This is a genomic window from Pseudomonas sp. Irchel s3b6 (genome assembly GCF_900187415.1).
Lineage (GTDB): Bacteria > Pseudomonadota > Gammaproteobacteria > Pseudomonadales > Pseudomonadaceae > Aquipseudomonas.
The window spans coordinates 1-15,971 of the sequence record NZ_FYDM01000026.1; the positions used below are offsets into that span (position 1 = coordinate 1).

Genomic DNA, 15,971 nt, shown 5'->3' on the forward strand with positions numbered 1-15,971 from the left:
ACTCGCAGGCTTCTAGAAAACCAGGGGCGATTCACCGCCTATTTCCAGCGTTATACACTAAGTGCGCACCACAGGAATCTGACCCAATCTTTTAAGCTGATATCATTCAAGAACATACAAACCGAGTAGAAAAATATGAACCGTCGTAAAAAAATAAAGCAGTTATTAAAGGCTCACGCCAAAAAGGCTAGTGCCAAATTGGCACCGCAAAGCAAGTCTAAATACATTAGTAAAGCTGACCGATTGAAGCTAGCTGCCGAATCCAGTCACGACCCAATCATTTCCTCTGAGAGCTGATCTATGTAGCTTAAGCACCTCCGGAATTTACAAATTTGATTGGGCTATTCATTCCGATGGCAGGTACCGCGAGGACGCGGCCTATCAATTCATTCAAGCCGAAGCCGCTTCGCGGCTCTGAATCGAACCGGTTGAATCCACAGTCGTAAGTCGTCTTTCGGACAGGTCTACGAACCCAGAGGCGATTCACTGAACGACTCATGTGCGTAAAGCGTCACGGAAGCACGCAGCTTGTTGCCGCCGAAAACACACATCTTTTCGAACGCCTTGTGGCTGACGGGAAGATGCTGGCAGTCGAGTGCCTGGCGGTGCTGACTGTGATCGATATCCGGATCATGCAAGTAGACAAACTCCTCATCGTAATCAGTGACGATGACCCAGTGAGGGGCTTTTGAGCGGGTCAGGCGATAACTGCTGATCAGTACCAAGGGTTGGCCGCCGGCCTTCAGCGCCAGCGGCAGGTCCAGCTGGTTGCTGCTGACCTGTTCCACATCACTGTGCTGGAGTTCGCTGCAGAACGCTTCATGTACCAGGCGCATCACCTCCTTCTTGTGTTCGTTACGCACGCCGTCGAGAAACAGCGGACCTGCGACGCTGACCTGCAGACGCACTCGAAATCCTCGACGCCAGGCCGCCAGTGCCAGGCCTTGTGGGCTGCAACCACCGTGACCTGAAGTCATGAACACCGTCGTGGCTTCACGCCAGATCTGCAGCTCGTCCCTGCGCCGAATCACGCGATCAGGCTGTAACGCGCTCATGGCCATCAACAGGCAAGCCGGGCCGCAGGTAAACTCAGTGGTCTGTTGGTAATAAGGAACCTGGAACTCACGGTTGTCCCGATGCTGCACAATACGTTTCTCCAACCGCAGCGCCGGCACATGATCTTCGTAGTAGTCGTTGACCACAGCGAAACGCCGGTAGCCATTGCGCTCGTAAAGACCGATGGCGACCGGATTGTCCGGACGGACTTCCAGTCGCAGGTAAGCGCAGTCATGCGCACGAGCACAGTCTTCCGCCTGGTCCAGCAGCTGTTTTCCCAGGCCCAGGCCACGGCTGTGGGTGGCAATGGCGATGGAATACAGGCGCGCCAGGGAGGTGCCGCGATGGAACAGGACCAGACAGTAGCCCATCAGTTGGCTGCCGACTTGTGCGACGATCAGGCTGGCATGGGCCCGGCTGATCATCCACTGAAAGCTGCGCGGCGTCAGCCGATCAGAGGTAAAACACTGGTTTTCCAGTTCCAGCAGAGACTTCAGGTCATCCTGTGTGGCTTTACGAAATAACAGGGTCATAGGGCCGCCGTAAAAGTTGCGTAATGAAACGAGACTTTTAAAAAGTATCGTGCTTAATAGATAAGGACTTGTTCTCCAACGGACCTTTTCATATGTCAGCGGTACAGGGCGGCTTGCGCGAAGTATCAGAGCAAAATCGATTAACGGCAATATCAAACCTGACTTATTTACCGGATGCACCAGGCAGATCCAGTCAGGTGATTATTATTGTTGAGCGAAAAGAAGATTGGGCCTCTTACTTCCCCTCAGAGGACGTGATGAGTGCGCAGGAGTACCTGGAGCAACCCCTTGAGATCGAAGCCGGCAAGCGCGTTCAGGTTATTAACCTGTGTCGCAGCTACAAGTACCTGGGGCATGGTTACTACTGCTCACTGCTGGCAGAGGCACGTGGCCATAAGGTTATTCCGTCCGTGCGCACTATCAGCGAACTGACCAAGAAGTCACTGTATGGCCTGGCGCTGGACGATCTTGGCAAACCGCTGGACAAAGCACTGAGCAACCACATTTACAGTAATACCGAAGGATTCACGCTGACGTTGTACTTCGGTAAAACCAATCTCGAACCTTTACAGGAACTGGCACGGCAAATTTTCGAAATCTTCCCGTGCCCTATCCTCCTGGTAGAGTTCCGCAAAAGTAATAGTTGGCGCATCGAGGGAATAAAATCCGGGGTCTTGCAAAAGTTACGCGAAGACCAGGAAGACCCATTTGCCAACTCGCTGGACAGTTTCAGCCGCAAGGTCTGGCGAGTACCGCGCTCACCCCGCGTGGCCCGTTATGACCTGGCCATCTTGCATGACCCACAAGAAGCATTACCGCCCTCCAATGCCCAGGCACTGGACAGTTTTATCCGGGTCGGCAAGGGGCTGGGCATTGACGTCGATCTGATCGAAAAGAAAGACTATTCACGAATCGCCGAGTACGACGCCCTGCTGATTCGCGAAACCACCAGCGTGGATAACCATACCTACCGCTTCGCCAAGAAAGCGGAAAGCGAAGGCCTGGTGGTGATGGATGACCCCGCCTCCATCCTGCGCTGTACCAACAAGGTGTACCTGACCGACCTGCTCAAAAGCCACCAACTGGGGATGCCAGCGACCGAGATCCTCTATAAAGAGCGACCGGAAGACTTCGAGCGCGTCGGTGAGCGCCTGGGCTTTCCATTAGTGCTGAAGATTCCCGACGGGTGTTTCTCCCGTGGCGTGATCAAGGTCGAAAGCCAGCAAGCCTTACTGGAGGCCACCTCAGAACTGTTCGAACACTCGGTGTTGTTGCTGGCACAGGAGTTCTTCTACACCGAATACGACTGGCGTATCGGCGTGCTTAACCGTAAACCGATTTTCGCCTGCCAGTACTTCATGTCCAAAGGTCACTGGCAGATCTACAACCACAAGGCCAAGGGCCAGGACATTAACGGCGAATGCCGCACCCTGGCGGTCCACGAGGCACCGCGCGCGGTTGTCGAACTGGCGGTCAAGACCGCCAACCTGATTGGCGACGGCTTGTACGGCGTCGACCTGAAACAATCGGGCGACAAGGTGGTGGTGATCGAAGTCAACGACAACCCCAACCTGGATGCGGGTATCGAAGACGCGTACCTGCAGGACGACCTGTATGCCCTGGTCCTGGAAGAGTTCATTCGCCGCCTTGAGTTGAAGCGGCGTGGCCAGGCCTGGTGAGCGTCTTTTACATCTCGACCTGTGTGCCCAGTTCTATCACCCGATTCAACGGCAATTTGAAGTACTTCAGGTTGCTGTTGGCATTCTTGAGCAGAAAGGCGAACAAGGTCTCTCGCCAACGAGCCATACCGATGCGCTTGGTCGGGATGACCGTCTCACGGCTGAGAAAGTACGTCGTGCGCATTGGACTGAAATCCAGTTCGTTCAAATGACAGAGGCTCAAGGCCAGGGGCACATCCGGCTCTTCGATAAAACCAAAGTGCAGGCTGACCCGGAAGAACCCCTCACCGTAAGCCTCGACTTCGAATCGCCGGTCCGCCGAAACGCGCGGGCTGTCTTCGGAGACCACGGTGAGCAACACCACTTGATCATGCAGCACCTGGTTATGCAGCAGGTTATGCAACAGCGCGTGAGGAACGGCATCGGCCCTGGCGGTCAGGAACACCGCCGTACCCTGCACGCGATGGGGCGGTTGCGAGCGGATGCTGCTGATAAACAGCGGCAGGGGCAGCGTGCTTTCGTCCAGCCGTTCGACAATGATCTTGCGGCCCCGCTTCCAGGTGGTCATCAAAATGAACAGGCCAATGCCCGCGATCACCGGGAACGCACCGCCCTGGAAGATCTTCGGCGCATTGGCGGCAAAGTACAGGCTGTCCACCAGTAGAAAACCGAGGAGCATCGGGATCGCCAGCCAACGTGGCGTTTTCCAAAGCAGCAGGACGACCGCCGAAGACAGGATGGTGGTGATCAACATGGTCCCCGTCACCGCGACCCCATAGGCGGCGGCCAAGGCACTGGATGATTCGAAACCGATCACCAGCAGCACCACACCGACCATCAACGCCCAGTTGACCGTGCCGATGTAAATCTGGCCCTGTTCCTGGCTCGAGGTGTGCTGGATAAACATGCGAGGGACATACCCCAGCTGGATGGCTTGGTGAGTCAGGGAGAAAGCGCCGGAGATGACGGCTTGGGAGGCGATAATGGTGGCCAGCGTGGAAAGCGCGATCATGGGCAGCAGTGCCCAGCCCGGCGCGAGCAGGTAGAACGGGTTGCGCACCGCCTCCGGGTTGTCCAGGATCAGCGCGCCCTGGCCAAAGTAATTGAGTACCAGCCCTGGCAACACCAGGATGAACCACGCGCGGGCAATGGGCTTGCGACCAAAGTGGCCCATGTCGGCGTACAAGGCCTCAGCGCCGGTCAATGCCAGAACCACCGCCCCCAGGATCGCCACGCCGATCCCCGGGTGAACCACAAAGAAGCGTACCGCCCAAGCCGGGTTGAGCGCCTGGAGCACTTCCGGGCGCTGCAAAATACCGTAGATGCCGAGCACGCCCAACACCACAAACCACAACACCATGACCGGGCCAAACAGAATACCGATGCGGGCCGTGCCGTGTTTCTGGATCAAGAACAGCGCCACCAGAATGATCACGGACAAGGGGACGACCCAGTGCTCGATACCATCAAAGGCCAACTGCAGCCCTTCAACCGCCGAAAGCACCGAAATGGCCGGGGTGATCATGCTATCCCCGTAAAACAGCGCCGCGCCGAACAGCCCCAGCAGAACCAGCACCCGGCTCATGTTCGGGTAGGGCGCTGCCGCCCGGCGAGCCAATGCCGTCAATGCCATGATGCCGCCTTCACCCTGGTTGTTGGCACGCAGGATGAACAGCACGTATTTGACGGTGACCACCCAGATCAGTGACCAGAAGATCAACGACAAAACGCCCAGCACGCCATCGTGGTTGGCCTGGACCCCGTAGTGTCCGGCAAACACCTCTTTGAGGGTGTAAAGAGGACTGGTGCCAATATCGCCATAGACCACACCCACGGCAGCGACGAGCAAGCCCGCCCCTGACGTCTTGGCGTGGGAGTCATCATTTGCGCGGGTCGCTGTGTCGGTCACGTGCGGCGTCTCGAAAATTGAGGGGGGAAGCGCCTGCCATCCCTGGACCAGGCGGTTTGCGTGGCCGTTGGTTAGGCACTGCGTGGATCAACCAAAGGATTCGAACGATTAACGATTAATAAGACTGTAGCCCTTGCGATGCCCACCATTGGCTTGTGCAACCGGGCAGTTCCAGGGCCCCCAAGGAAACGAAGGGCTACAGGCCCCGTGGACGCTCGAAAATTCGCCCGCAAGTATCCTTGCGAGTAAAAACACCTACCGTAAAGAAAGCGTAATTTTTTACGCCAAGTGAGCAGCGAGTAACGGACACGCAATAATCGCCCCGGCCCTGAAGTGCAATGACAGATTTCACGCCGACAAATTTGCAGATCCCTCTATCCCCTACCACACTGCACTGATCGTCTGTCCAGACCGTCAGGCGCGCCGTATTGCCTTCACGATCGGAAACCGGACTTCGCTCCAAAGGCCTGCAATACCGGGGGGATTGCCAGCGCCATCTGTACGGGGTTTCTCAAATGGCGGTTATAGAACGTGCGTGCCAAGTCTATCCGCGGGCATCTGTGCGGCACGTCGCAATCACTGATTAAAGTCAGCAAATGCCCCCTATGAGCGGTGCTACGCTGTTCGGTGACTTTTATTATGGAGGGGTTCATGGGTGTAACCACGATCGATGTCGGACAGTTCCAAGGGAAAGACCAGCGCCAAGGCACCGCTCAGGTGCAGACTACGGCCATCAGTACCCCGCACTGCCCAGCACCTGGAACGCATCCGCAGGGAGGCATTTTTTCCAGCCGTATTGGTTTGTCGATTGCCGTTCTGGCCGGGATAGTCGGCCTGCTTGCCGGTTGCGGCAAGGAACCCCTTTCCACGGCCCGCCATGCCCCGAATGTGACCGTAATGACTGTCACCGCCCAGGACACCCCCGTCACCTTCGAATTCGTCGCCCAGACCGAGAGCTCCCGCGAGGTAGAGATTCGCGCCCGTGTGGCCGGGTTCCTGGAAAAACGGCAGTACGTCGAGGGCGATCTGGTCAAGGCCGGGCAAACGCTGTTCCAGATGGACCGCAAGCCGTTCGAGGCCTCCCTGCTCTCGGCCAAGGGCCAACTGGCGCAGCAGCAGGCGCGCTGGGAAGTGGCCAAGGCCACGCTGGCCCGCGTTCGCCCGTTGGCGGAACAGAATGCCGTCAGTAAGATGGACCTGGACAATGCCGTCGGCGAAGAGCGTCAGACCCGTGCTGCCGTGCTGGCCGCAGAAGGTACCGTTCGTACCGAGCAACTGAATCTCAGCTACACCACTATCAGCTCTCCCCTCACCGGCCTGTCCAGCTTTGCCAAAAAGCAGGAAGGCAGTTACATCACACCGGGTGAGTCAGGGTTACTGACCACGGTGTCGCAGATGGACCCGATCTACGTCAACTTCAGCCTTTCGGAAAACGAAACCCTCAAGTACCGCGACGACATTGCAGCGGGCAACCTGAAGTTCCCGCCACGCAGTGAGTTTGTCGTCGAAGTGGTGCTGGCGGACGGCTCCGTGGTCCCTGATCGCGGCACCCTCAATTTCACCGCCCCGTCCTATAGCCAGGAGACCGGTACCTTCCTGGTTCGCGCCGTGGTGGCCAATCCGAAGGGACTGCTGCGCCCCGGACAGTTTGTACGGGCCCGGGCGGTAGGAGCCTCTCGGCCGAATGCCATCCTGGTGCCGCAAAAAGCCGTGCTCGAGGGCGCCAAGAGCCATTTCGTCTGGGTCCTCAATGCCGAGGGCAAGCCCGAGCAACGGGTGGTCGAGGTCGGTAGCTGGCAAGGCGACGGCTGGTTTATCAACCAGGGCCTGCACGCCGGTGAACGCATCGTGGTCGATGGTGCTATCAGGGTCACCCCCGGTGGTCCGCTGAACATTGTCGAGCCAAAAGCGTCCGCCCCGGCAGGCAAGGCCGCCGCGCCAACGCCTGCCGCCGGTGAGCCGAACAAAGACAGTGAGAAACGCCCATGAGTCTTTCTCACTACTGTATCGACCGACCGATCTTCGCCGCCGTCATCTCGATCATCATCACCCTGGCCGGTGCCGTGGCGATGCTCCAGTTGCCTGTCGCCCAATACCCGGACATCACGCCGCCGCAAATCACGGTGTCCGCGACATACCCCGGGGCGGATGCGGAGGTGGTGGCCAACAACGTGGCCGCGCCTATCGAACAGCAGGTCAACGGTTCGGACAACATGATCTACATGAACTCGTCGAGCTCCGCGACGGGCAACATGACCCTCAACGTGTTCTTCGAGATCGGCACCGACCCGTCCCTGGCCCAGGTGGATGTGCAGAACCGGGTCAACCTGGCCCTGCCCCAACTGCCTTCCGCCGTGCAGAACCAGGGCATCCAGGTACAGAAAAAATCATCGGCGTTCATGATGGTCCTGGCGGTGTATTCCAAGGGTGACCGCTACGACAGCACGTACGTCGCCAACTACGCCAACCTGTACCTGCTCGATGCGATCAAGCGCATCCCCGGGGCCAACCAGGCCGCCATCTTCGGCACGCCGGACTATGCAATGCGGATCTGGCTCAAGCCTGACCGCATGGCACAACTGGGGATCACCGCCGCCGATGTGCAAAAAGCGGTGTCCAACCAGAACCAGCAATTTGCCGTGGGCCGTGTCGGCCAGTCCCCGACGGGCGAAGCCGTGGAGCAGTCCTTTGCGGTGACCACCAAGGGGCGCCTGACCGAGCCGGCCGAGTTCGAAAACATCATCCTGCGCGCCAGCAACGACGGCGCCGCCATTGTGCGTCTCAAGGATGTCGGACGCGCAGAACTGGGGCAGAAAGACTACTCGCTGCGCAGTACCTACCAGGGCCGTCCCGCCACGCTGATCGCGGTGTATCAACAACCCGGCGCCAACGCTCTCGACGTGTCGAAGGCCGTCACCGAGACCCTGGCGCAAATGAAGGAGACCTTCCCCGAAGGCATCGAATACAAGATCGTGATGGACACCACCGCGTTTACCCGCGCATCGATTTCCGAGGTGATTTACACCTTCTTCGAAGCGCTGGTACTGGTGGTGATCGTGGTGTTCCTGTTCCTGCAGAGCCTGCGTGCCACGCTGATTCCGGTGCTGGCCGTACCGGTGTCAATTGTCGGCACCTTCATTGGCATGGCGGCCATGGGCTTTTCGGTGAACATGCTGACCCTGTTCGGCATGGTGCTGGCCATCGGTATCGTGGTGGACGATGCCATCGTGGTGATCGAAAACGTCGAACGCAACATGCATGTCCACAAGATGAACGCCAAGGACGCCGCCAAGCGAGCCATGGATGAAGTGGCGGGGCCAGTGGTGGCCATTGTGCTGGTGCTGTGTGCGGTGTTCATCCCGGTGGCCTTCATGGGCGGGATCACGGGCCAGCTCTATAAACAGTTCGCCATCACCATCGCCATTTCCGTGGTGATCTCCGGCCTGGTGGCCCTGACCCTGTCACCGGCCCTGGCCGCGCTGCTGCTCAAGCCGCAGCACGGAGAGAAGAACGCCTTCTTCCGCTGGTTCGAACGCAGCTTCGACCGCATGACCGCCAGCTACTCGCGCTCGGTGGCCTTCATGATCAAGCGCTCGGCACTGGCGCTCATGCTGTTTGCCGGCATGATCGTGCTGTCCGTGGTGATGGCGCAGCGTATCCCCAGTGCGTTCCTGCCGCCCGAGGACCAGGGCTACTTGCTCGGCGCCGTGATCATGCCCGATGCCGCCAGCCTGGATCGCACCGGAGAGGTAGGCAAGGTGGCCAGCGACTTCTTCATGAATGATCCGTCCGTCGAAGGGGTGGCCATCGTGAACGGCTACAGCCTGCTGGACGGCCAGAACAAGAACAACGCCGGGGCCTTCTTCGTTGGCTTCAAGGACTTCGAGGAGCGTTACAAGGACTCCGAGACCATCAAGGAGCAAAGCGCTCCCGCCGTCATACAGAAGGCTGCCCGCGCATTTTCCACCATACAGGACGGTATCATCCTGCCGGTCAACCCCCCCTCCATTCCAGGCCTTGGTACCACAGGGGGTATGGAGGTATGGGTGCAAAGCAAGGGCGATGGCAGCATCGACCAATTGGCCGAAATGGTCACCACCCTTGTCGCCAAAGCCAAGGAGCGCCCCGAACTCGGCATCGTCACCTCCACCTTCAACGCCCACTCCCGGCAACTGATGGTGGATGTCGACAGGGAAAAGGCCGAAGCACTGGGGGTGCCGGTCGAAGATGTCTACAGCACCATGCAGACGATGTTCGGCTCCCTATACGTCTCGCAGTTCAACAAGTACAGCCGGCTGTGGCAGGTCATCCTGCAGGCCGAGCCGGTCTATCGCCTCAAGGCCGAGGACCTGCAAGAGATCTATGTGCGTAACAAGAATCTCGAAATGGTGCCGCTCAAGGCCCTGTTGAACACCCGTTACGTCACCGGTCCCGACCTGCTGACCCGCTTCAACAACTTCCCGGCGGTCAAGCTCACGGCCAACGCCGCCCCCGGCTACAGTTCCGGCCAGGCGCTCAAGGCCCTGGAGGAAATCAGCGCCGAGATCATGACCAACGACTATGCGCTGGCCTTGAGTGGTGAAGCGTTCGAGGAGAAGAAAAGCGGCGGTGCGTCCTCCAAGGTCTTCATCTTCGGCCTGGTCATGGTGTTCCTGATCCTGGCGGCCCAGTACGAGAAGTGGTCCCTGCCCATTGGCGTGCTGCTGGCGGTGCCGTTCGCCTTGTTCGGTGCCCTGCTCGCGGTCATGCTTCGGGGCTTGAGCAATGACGTCTACTTCCAGATCGGCCTGACCATGCTGGTGGCCCTGGCCGCGAAGAACGCGATCCTGATTTTCGAGTTCGCGGTGCTGAACCGGGAAAGCGGCATGTCCGCCTACGACGCCGCGATGACTGCCGCCAAGGAACGTCTACGGCCGATCGTGATGACGTCCCTGGCGTTCATCCTCGGTTGCGTGCCGTTGGCCATCGCTGTCGGTGCCTCGGAAAACAGTCGCCACTCCATCGGTACAGGGGTAATCGGCGGGATGCTGGCGGCGACCGTCATCGCCGTTTTCTTCATCCCGTTGTTCTACTACCTGGTGGAACGGATCACCGAGAAAAAGGGCTCGGCCCAACAAACCGCCCAGCCTCCTGCGGCAACGCCATCCGGGGAAACTCCCGGCAGTGCTGCCCAACCACGCCATGAGGGGGAATGAGATGCGTACCTTCCCTATTCCCCTGGTGCTGTGCCTGAGCCTGAGCAGTTGCATGATCGGCCCGGATTACCAGCGCCCGGCCACGGACGCTCCCGCGGCCTATCGCTACGCCGACCATGAGGTCAGCGCGTTGTCCAACAGCCTGTGGTGGGAGCAATTCAAGGACCCGGTCCTCGATGAGCTGATTCGCAGTGCACTGGCCGAGAACAAAGACATCAAGATCGCCGCTGCGCGGATCGAGCAGTTCCAGGGCCGTTACGGCCAGGTTCGCTCGCAGATGTATCCGCAAGTCGGCGTCGGCGCACAGGGCGACCGCAACCGGGCGCCCCGGGACAACAGCCCGGTGCCCCTGGACTCCGGCATTGACCCGATCTACAACAGCTACGAGGCCGCTCTGAGTGTCAGCTGGGAGCTGGACATCTGGGGCCGCCTGCGGCGCCTCAACGAGTCCGCCCGGGCCGACCTGCTGGCCTCGGAAGAAGGTCGGCGCACGGTGATCCTGAGCCTGGTGTCGTCGGTGGCATCGAGCTACATCACCCTGCGCGATCTGGATCGGGAACTGGAAATTGCCCGCACTACCGCCAAGGCCCGCGGCGAATCCTACGAGATCTTCAAGCTGCGCTTTGCTGCCGGCACCATTTCCGAAATGGAACTGGCGCAGAACCTCTCCGAGTTCCAGCGCACCCAGGCCTCGATCTCGCAATTCGAGTCCCAGGTGGCACAACAGGAAAACAACCTGGCCGTGCTGCTTGGACGCAACCCCGGCGCTATCATCCGCGGGCGCAGCCTGGCGCAATTGACACTGCCGTCGGTACCCGCCGGATTGCCTTCGGACTTGCTGGAACGGCGCCCCGACCTGCGTCAGGCGGAGCTGAACCTGATTTCCGCCAACGCCCAGATCGGTGCCGCCAAGGCCCTGTACTACCCGTCCATTTCCCTGACCGGGCTGGTGGGCTCGGCGAGCAATGAACTCTCCAACCTGTTCACCGGCCCGGCCGCCACCTGGAACTATGGGGTCGGGGTGAGCATGCCGATCTTCACCGCCGGCGGGATCTCCGGACAGGTGAAACAGGCCGAAGCGATCCAGCAACAAGCGCTGTTGACCTACCAGCAGTCGATCCAGTCGGCTTTCAGGGATGTTGAAAACGCGCTGGTCGCGGCGAGCAAGAGCCGTGAGCAAATGCAGTCCCAGGCCAATCAGGTCGAGGCCCTGCGCACTTACACCAAGTTTGCGCGACTGCGCTATGACAATGGCTACACCAGCTACATCGAAGTGCTGGATGCCGAACGCAGCCTGTTCGACGCCGAGCTGAATTACACCCAGACCCGCGGTCTGGTATTCAGCGCCATGGTTGATGTCTACAAGGCAACGGGCGGAGGTTGGGTAACCCAGGCTGACAAGCTGACGGCGAGCGCCAACGAAAAACCACAATGAACAGGAGGCCGGCAGCTCGCCGGCTTGACCGATGTATCGGTGCAAGCGCGAGCCTGCCAAAGGCCCTATTCGAGAGCAACTGGAGGCTAATGAATGGCTAAGAAAAAACATGATCGTGCGCAGCCTGAACCGGTGGTAGAACCCACCACCCGGCTCAGCCGCAAGGATTACGAAGCGCAGTTGAAAACTCTGCACGTCGAACTGGTCAAGTTGCAGCAATGGGTCGTTGCCACCGGTGCCAAGGTGGTGGTGGTCTTCGAAGGCCGTGACGGCGCCGGCAAGGGCGGCACCATCAAGGCCTTGACCGAGCGCGTCAGCCCGCGGATCTTTCGCGTAGTGGCATTGCCGGCACCGTCGGAGCGGGAAAAATCCCAGATGTACCTGCAGCGGTACATGCCACACCTGCCGTCGGCTGGCGAGGTCGTGATCTTCGACCGCAGCTGGTACAACCGTGCGGGCGTCGAGCGGGTCATGGGCTTTTGCACCGACGAGCAGGTGCAGAACTTCCTCGATCTGGCGCCGGGCTTCGAGCGCCTGATGGTCAACTCCGGTGTCCTGCTGTTGAAGTACTGGCTGGAAGTCAGCCCGCAAGAGCAGACCCGGCGCCTCACGCAGCGCATCACCGACGGGCGCAAGACCTGGAAACTGTCGCCTATGGACATCAAGTCCTATAACCGTTGGGACGACTACACCCGCGCCCGTGACGAGATGTTCGAGGCCACCGACGTCGAATGGGCGCCTTGGTATGTCGCCCGCTCCGAGAACAAAAAGGCCGTACGCCTGAACCTGATCACCCACCTGCTGGAACAGATCCCGTACGAGACCATCAAGCAACCCAAGATCAAGTTGCCCAAGCGCAAGGTCGGTGACTACGAGACCATCAATTACCCCTTCAAATACATCGCTGAACCCTTCCAGGCCTCAGTGTCGGAGGAGTAATCCTGATGAGGTGCCGCCAGGTCGTTTTCGACCTGGCGGTAATGGTTCGAATGTCATTGATCATCTGAACCCACAGGCTATGGGCAAGCCCCTGGAAACACTGGGGCTTGGCGGTTCATAAATTACTGGACTAATCAGTAATCCTACCTACGCTCTTTCCGGGGGGAGATGCATTTAACGGCGACCGGGGGTTCGTCCCAGAGTACCAATACTCAAGCATGGGAACTCGTCATGAACCGCACACGACAACCCACGGCCCTGGCCGCGGCGATACTGATTTCCACACTGGCCCTCCCCTTCACTCTCCATGCCGCCGATAACCCGCCCCCCAACATTGTCGTGATCATGGGCGACGATATCGGCTGGTCGAACATCGGCGTCTACAACCAGGGCATGATGGCCGGCCGAACACCCAACCTCGATACCCTTGCGGCCGAAGGCATGCGCTTTACCGACTACTACGCCGAAGCCAGTTGCACCGCCGGGCGCGCCAACTTCATCACCGGCGAACTGCCGATCCGTACCGGCATGACCACGGTCGGCCAGGCCGGCTCGCCCATCGGCATTCCCGCCGAAGCCGTCACCATCGCCACCGCGCTCAAGGCCATGGGCTATGCCACCGGCCAGTTCGGCAAGAACCACCTGGGCGACCTCAACGAGTTCCTGCCCACGGTACATGGCTTCGACGAGTTCTTTGGCTACCTCTATCACCTGGACGCCATGGAAGACCCGGCGCACCCCAACTATCCGCAGGCACTCCTGGCCACCGTCGGCCCCCGCAACATGGTCCACAGCTGGGCGACCACCACGGATGACCCGACAGTGATGCCACGCTGGGGCAAGGTCGGCAAACAGAAGATCGAAGACGCTGGAACGCTCTACCCGCAACGGATGAAAACCGTCGACGAAGAGATCCGTGACAAGGCGTTCAGCTTCATCGACAAATCCAGGCAGGACAACAAACCGTTCTTCCTGTGGCTCAACCCGACCCGCATGCACATCGTCACCCACCTGTCCGACAAGTACCAAGGCATGCGCAATGCAGACAATGGCTGGTCAGAACAGGAAGCCGGCATGGCGCAGCTCGATGACATCGTCGGCGACGTCATGGCCAAGTTGAAGAAAGATGGCATGGACGACAACACCATCGTGGTCTTCACTACGGACAATGGCGCGGAAAACTTCACGTGGCCAGATGGTGGTCAGACACCGTTCGCCATGGGCAAGGGTACGGTGATGGAGGGCGGCTTCCGGGTACCGGCAATCATTCGCTGGCCTGGCAAGGTGCCGGCCAATCAGGTCGCCAACGGCATCATGTCCGGCCTGGACTGGTTCCCGACCCTGGTCGCGGCGGCAGGCAACCCGGACATCACGGCGCAATTGCTCAAAGGCAAGCAGATGGGTGACAAAACCTACAAGGTGCACCTGGACGGTTATGACCAGACACCGATGCTCACCGGCAAAGGTCCGTCCAGTCGCCATGAGATTTTCTATTTTGGGGAGAGTTCGCTCGGAGCGGTACGCATCGATGACTACAAGTACCGCTTCATTGACCAGCCTGGCGGCTGGCTGGGGGCCAAGCTGACCGTCGACGTGCCAATCCTGACCAACCTGCGGCTGGATCCGTTTGAACGTGCCGGCTGGCCGGAAAACCAGGCCGCCAACGGTTCGCAGCAGTACTTCGACTGGTTCAAGTTCCAGTTCTGGCGCTTTGTGTTTGTGCAGCAGCAGGTCGCCAAGCTGGCTGAAACAGCGGTTGAGTTCCCGCCCATGCAAAAAGGCGCGAGCTTCAACCTGGACTCGGTGAAGGCCAAGATCGAGGCGGCCAGGGCTGCGATGGCCAAATAGATGAACCAATGACGGTGGGCAGGGTTGCCCGCCGTCATTGACTCAAACAACAATAAATAAAGGGTGCTTTCATGCGGTCCAGACTCCCCGGCAAGTATGCATTGAGCCTGACACTGCTGTCGGTGTACTACGCGCAACAAGCGAGTGCCGGCGGTCTCATGCTTTACGAAATCGGCACCGACAACGCAGGCCTGGCCAATGCCGGCGCCGCGGCTCGTGCGCAGGGCCCCTCCACCATCGCCAGCAACCCGGCGGGCTTGAGCTACCTCAAGGGAACCCAGGTCACCGGTGGCCTGCAAGTGCTCTACGGCGACCTGACCTTCGACCGCGACAATGGCAGCAACGTGCCCGGCAGCGGCAGTGGCAATGGCCTGGACCCGATCCCCGGTGGCAGCTTCTTCATCAGCCATGAACTGGACGACAACTGGAGCGTCGGCTTCGGCACCTACGGTGACTTCGGACTGGCGTTCAATTACGACAACGACTGGTCCGGGCGCTACTTCGCGCAAAACGGCAGCATTGCCGGGTTGTCGCTGGTGCCCAGCGTGGCGTATCGCTTCAACGACCAGTGGTCGGTCGGCGTCGGCGTGAAAGCCATGTACGGGATGCTGCAAGCCCAGACCGCGATTGACCGCTCGCCCTTTGGCTTCACCGACCGCGGCGACGGCCAGTTCAAATACGAGGACACCGATTGGGGCTACGGCGCCAATGTGGGGGTGATCTATGCCCCCGGGGCCGGTACGCGCATCGGCCTGACCTACACCAGCCAGGTCGACCTGGATTTCGAAGACCGGCTCAACGTCAAGGGCAACGGCCCCGCGCTGGATCGCCTCAACGGCCTGAACACCGACCTGTCGATGCAAGTCCCCCAGACCCTCACCCTCAGCCTGTTCCAGCCACTGGACCAGCAATGGGCGTTGCTGGCGTCGGTCAACTGGCAGGACTGGTCGGAGTTCGGCGAAGTCGGGGTGCAGGTCGATACCTCGGCCGTCGGTGCCCAATCGACCACGATCGATGCCCACTACAAGGACACCTGGCAACTCGCGCTGGGTGCGCAGTACCAGGCGACGGCGCAACTGCTGTGGAACGTCGGGCTGGCCTATGATTCCAGCGCCGTCTCCGACAGCGACCGGACAGTGACCGTGCCCATGGCCGAATCCTGGCGCATTGCCACTGGTGCGACCTATGCTGTGGACAAGGACACCGACGTGAATGTCAGCTGGGCCATGGTCTGGTTGGGCGACATGACGGTGGACCAGAGCAAATCCATTTCAGGCAATCGAATATCGGGGCAATTCGACAACGCCTGGATTCAAGCCGTGACCGGCAATATGACGTGGCGCTTCTGACGCCCTGAAACCCGAGCAGAACATTTCA

10 protein-coding genes are annotated in these 15,971 nt (G+C 59.6%); 8 read left to right on the plus strand and 2 right to left on the minus strand.

Translation table 11 applies throughout. The features are described from left to right. Positions 1-135 precede the first annotated feature (135 nt). A complete protein-coding gene (locus tag CKW07_RS24485) occupies positions 136-297 on the plus strand; it encodes a DUF2986 domain-containing protein (RefSeq protein ID WP_095147415.1) in 162 nt (53 codons plus the stop codon). A gap of 167 nt (positions 298-464) precedes the next feature. Here the strand turns inward: CKW07_RS24485 and CKW07_RS24490 are convergent, their stop codons facing one another. Continuing rightward, on the minus strand, positions 465-1,589 hold the full coding sequence (locus CKW07_RS24490; RefSeq protein ID WP_095147416.1) for a GNAT family N-acetyltransferase/peptidase C39 family protein: 1,125 nt from the start codon (positions 1,587-1,589) through the stop codon (positions 465-467). Between the two features lie 92 nt (positions 1,590-1,681). Here CKW07_RS24490 and CKW07_RS24495 point away from each other — a divergent pair, with 92 nt between their 5' ends. Next, a complete protein-coding gene (locus CKW07_RS24495; RefSeq protein WP_095147417.1) occupies positions 1,682-3,268 on the plus strand; it encodes a RimK family protein in 1,587 nt (528 codons plus the stop codon). 7 nt (positions 3,269-3,275) lie between these two features. Here the strand turns inward: CKW07_RS24495 and CKW07_RS24500 are convergent, their stop codons facing one another. Next, a complete protein-coding gene (locus CKW07_RS24500) occupies positions 3,276-5,177 on the minus strand; it encodes a potassium transporter Kup (RefSeq protein WP_095147418.1) in 1,902 nt (633 codons plus the stop codon). Between the two features lie 651 nt (positions 5,178-5,828). Here CKW07_RS24500 and CKW07_RS24505 point away from each other — a divergent pair. The 6 genes from CKW07_RS24505 (at position 5,829) to CKW07_RS24530 (ending at position 15,943) form a co-directional block, all read left to right on the plus strand. Beyond that, positions 5,829-7,166 carry an efflux RND transporter periplasmic adaptor subunit gene (locus CKW07_RS24505; protein WP_095147419.1) on the plus strand — a complete coding sequence of 446 codons (1,338 nt, stop codon included), beginning with the start codon at positions 5,829-5,831 and terminating at the stop codon, positions 7,164-7,166. Continuing rightward, positions 7,163-10,372, plus strand: a complete 3,210-nt coding sequence (locus CKW07_RS24510; RefSeq protein ID WP_095147420.1) for an efflux RND transporter permease subunit — start codon at positions 7,163-7,165, stop codon at positions 10,370-10,372. Before CKW07_RS24505 ends, CKW07_RS24510 begins: the two co-directional genes overlap by 4 nt. Position 10,373: 1 nt before the next feature. Then, positions 10,374-11,807, plus strand: coding sequence for an efflux transporter outer membrane subunit (locus CKW07_RS24515; RefSeq protein ID WP_095147421.1), 1,434 nt, complete (start codon positions 10,374-10,376; stop codon positions 11,805-11,807). A 93-nt stretch (positions 11,808-11,900) separates the two neighbouring features. Next, positions 11,901-12,746 (plus strand): polyphosphate kinase 2, encoded by an 846-nt coding sequence (gene ppk2 / locus CKW07_RS24520; RefSeq protein WP_095147422.1) that lies wholly within the window; start codon positions 11,901-11,903, stop codon positions 12,744-12,746. Between the two features lie 231 nt (positions 12,747-12,977). Beyond that, entirely contained in the window at positions 12,978-14,594 is a 1,617-nt protein-coding gene (locus CKW07_RS24525; protein WP_095147423.1) for an arylsulfatase, read from the plus strand. Between the two features lie 71 nt (positions 14,595-14,665). Then, complete coding sequence (locus CKW07_RS24530) at positions 14,666-15,943, plus strand: OmpP1/FadL family transporter (protein WP_095147424.1); 1,278 nt, start codon at positions 14,666-14,668, stop codon at positions 15,941-15,943. The last annotated feature ends 28 nt before the right edge of the window (positions 15,944-15,971 follow it).

Excerpts from the sequence above, each read along its gene's own strand:
- CKW07_RS24485 (WP_095147415.1), top strand. The coding sequence starts at position 136 with ATGAACCGTCGTAAAAAAATAAAGCAGTTATTAAAGGCTCACGCCAAA.
- CKW07_RS24495 (WP_095147417.1), top strand. The coding sequence starts at position 1,682 with ATGTCAGCGGTACAGGGCGGCTTGCGCGAAGTATCAGAGCAAAATCGA.
- CKW07_RS24490 (WP_095147416.1), bottom strand. The coding sequence starts at position 1,589 with ATGACCCTGTTATTTCGTAAAGCCACACAGGATGACCTGAAGTCTCTG.
- CKW07_RS24505 (WP_095147419.1), top strand. The coding sequence starts at position 5,829 with ATGGGTGTAACCACGATCGATGTCGGACAGTTCCAAGGGAAAGACCAG.
- CKW07_RS24510 (WP_095147420.1), top strand. The coding sequence starts at position 7,163 with ATGAGTCTTTCTCACTACTGTATCGACCGACCGATCTTCGCCGCCGTC.
- ppk2 (WP_095147422.1), top strand. The coding sequence starts at position 11,901 with ATGGCTAAGAAAAAACATGATCGTGCGCAGCCTGAACCGGTGGTAGAA.
- CKW07_RS24515 (WP_095147421.1), top strand. The coding sequence starts at position 10,374 with ATGCGTACCTTCCCTATTCCCCTGGTGCTGTGCCTGAGCCTGAGCAGT.
- CKW07_RS24525 (WP_095147423.1), top strand. The coding sequence starts at position 12,978 with ATGAACCGCACACGACAACCCACGGCCCTGGCCGCGGCGATACTGATT.
- CKW07_RS24530 (WP_095147424.1), top strand. The coding sequence starts at position 14,666 with ATGCGGTCCAGACTCCCCGGCAAGTATGCATTGAGCCTGACACTGCTG.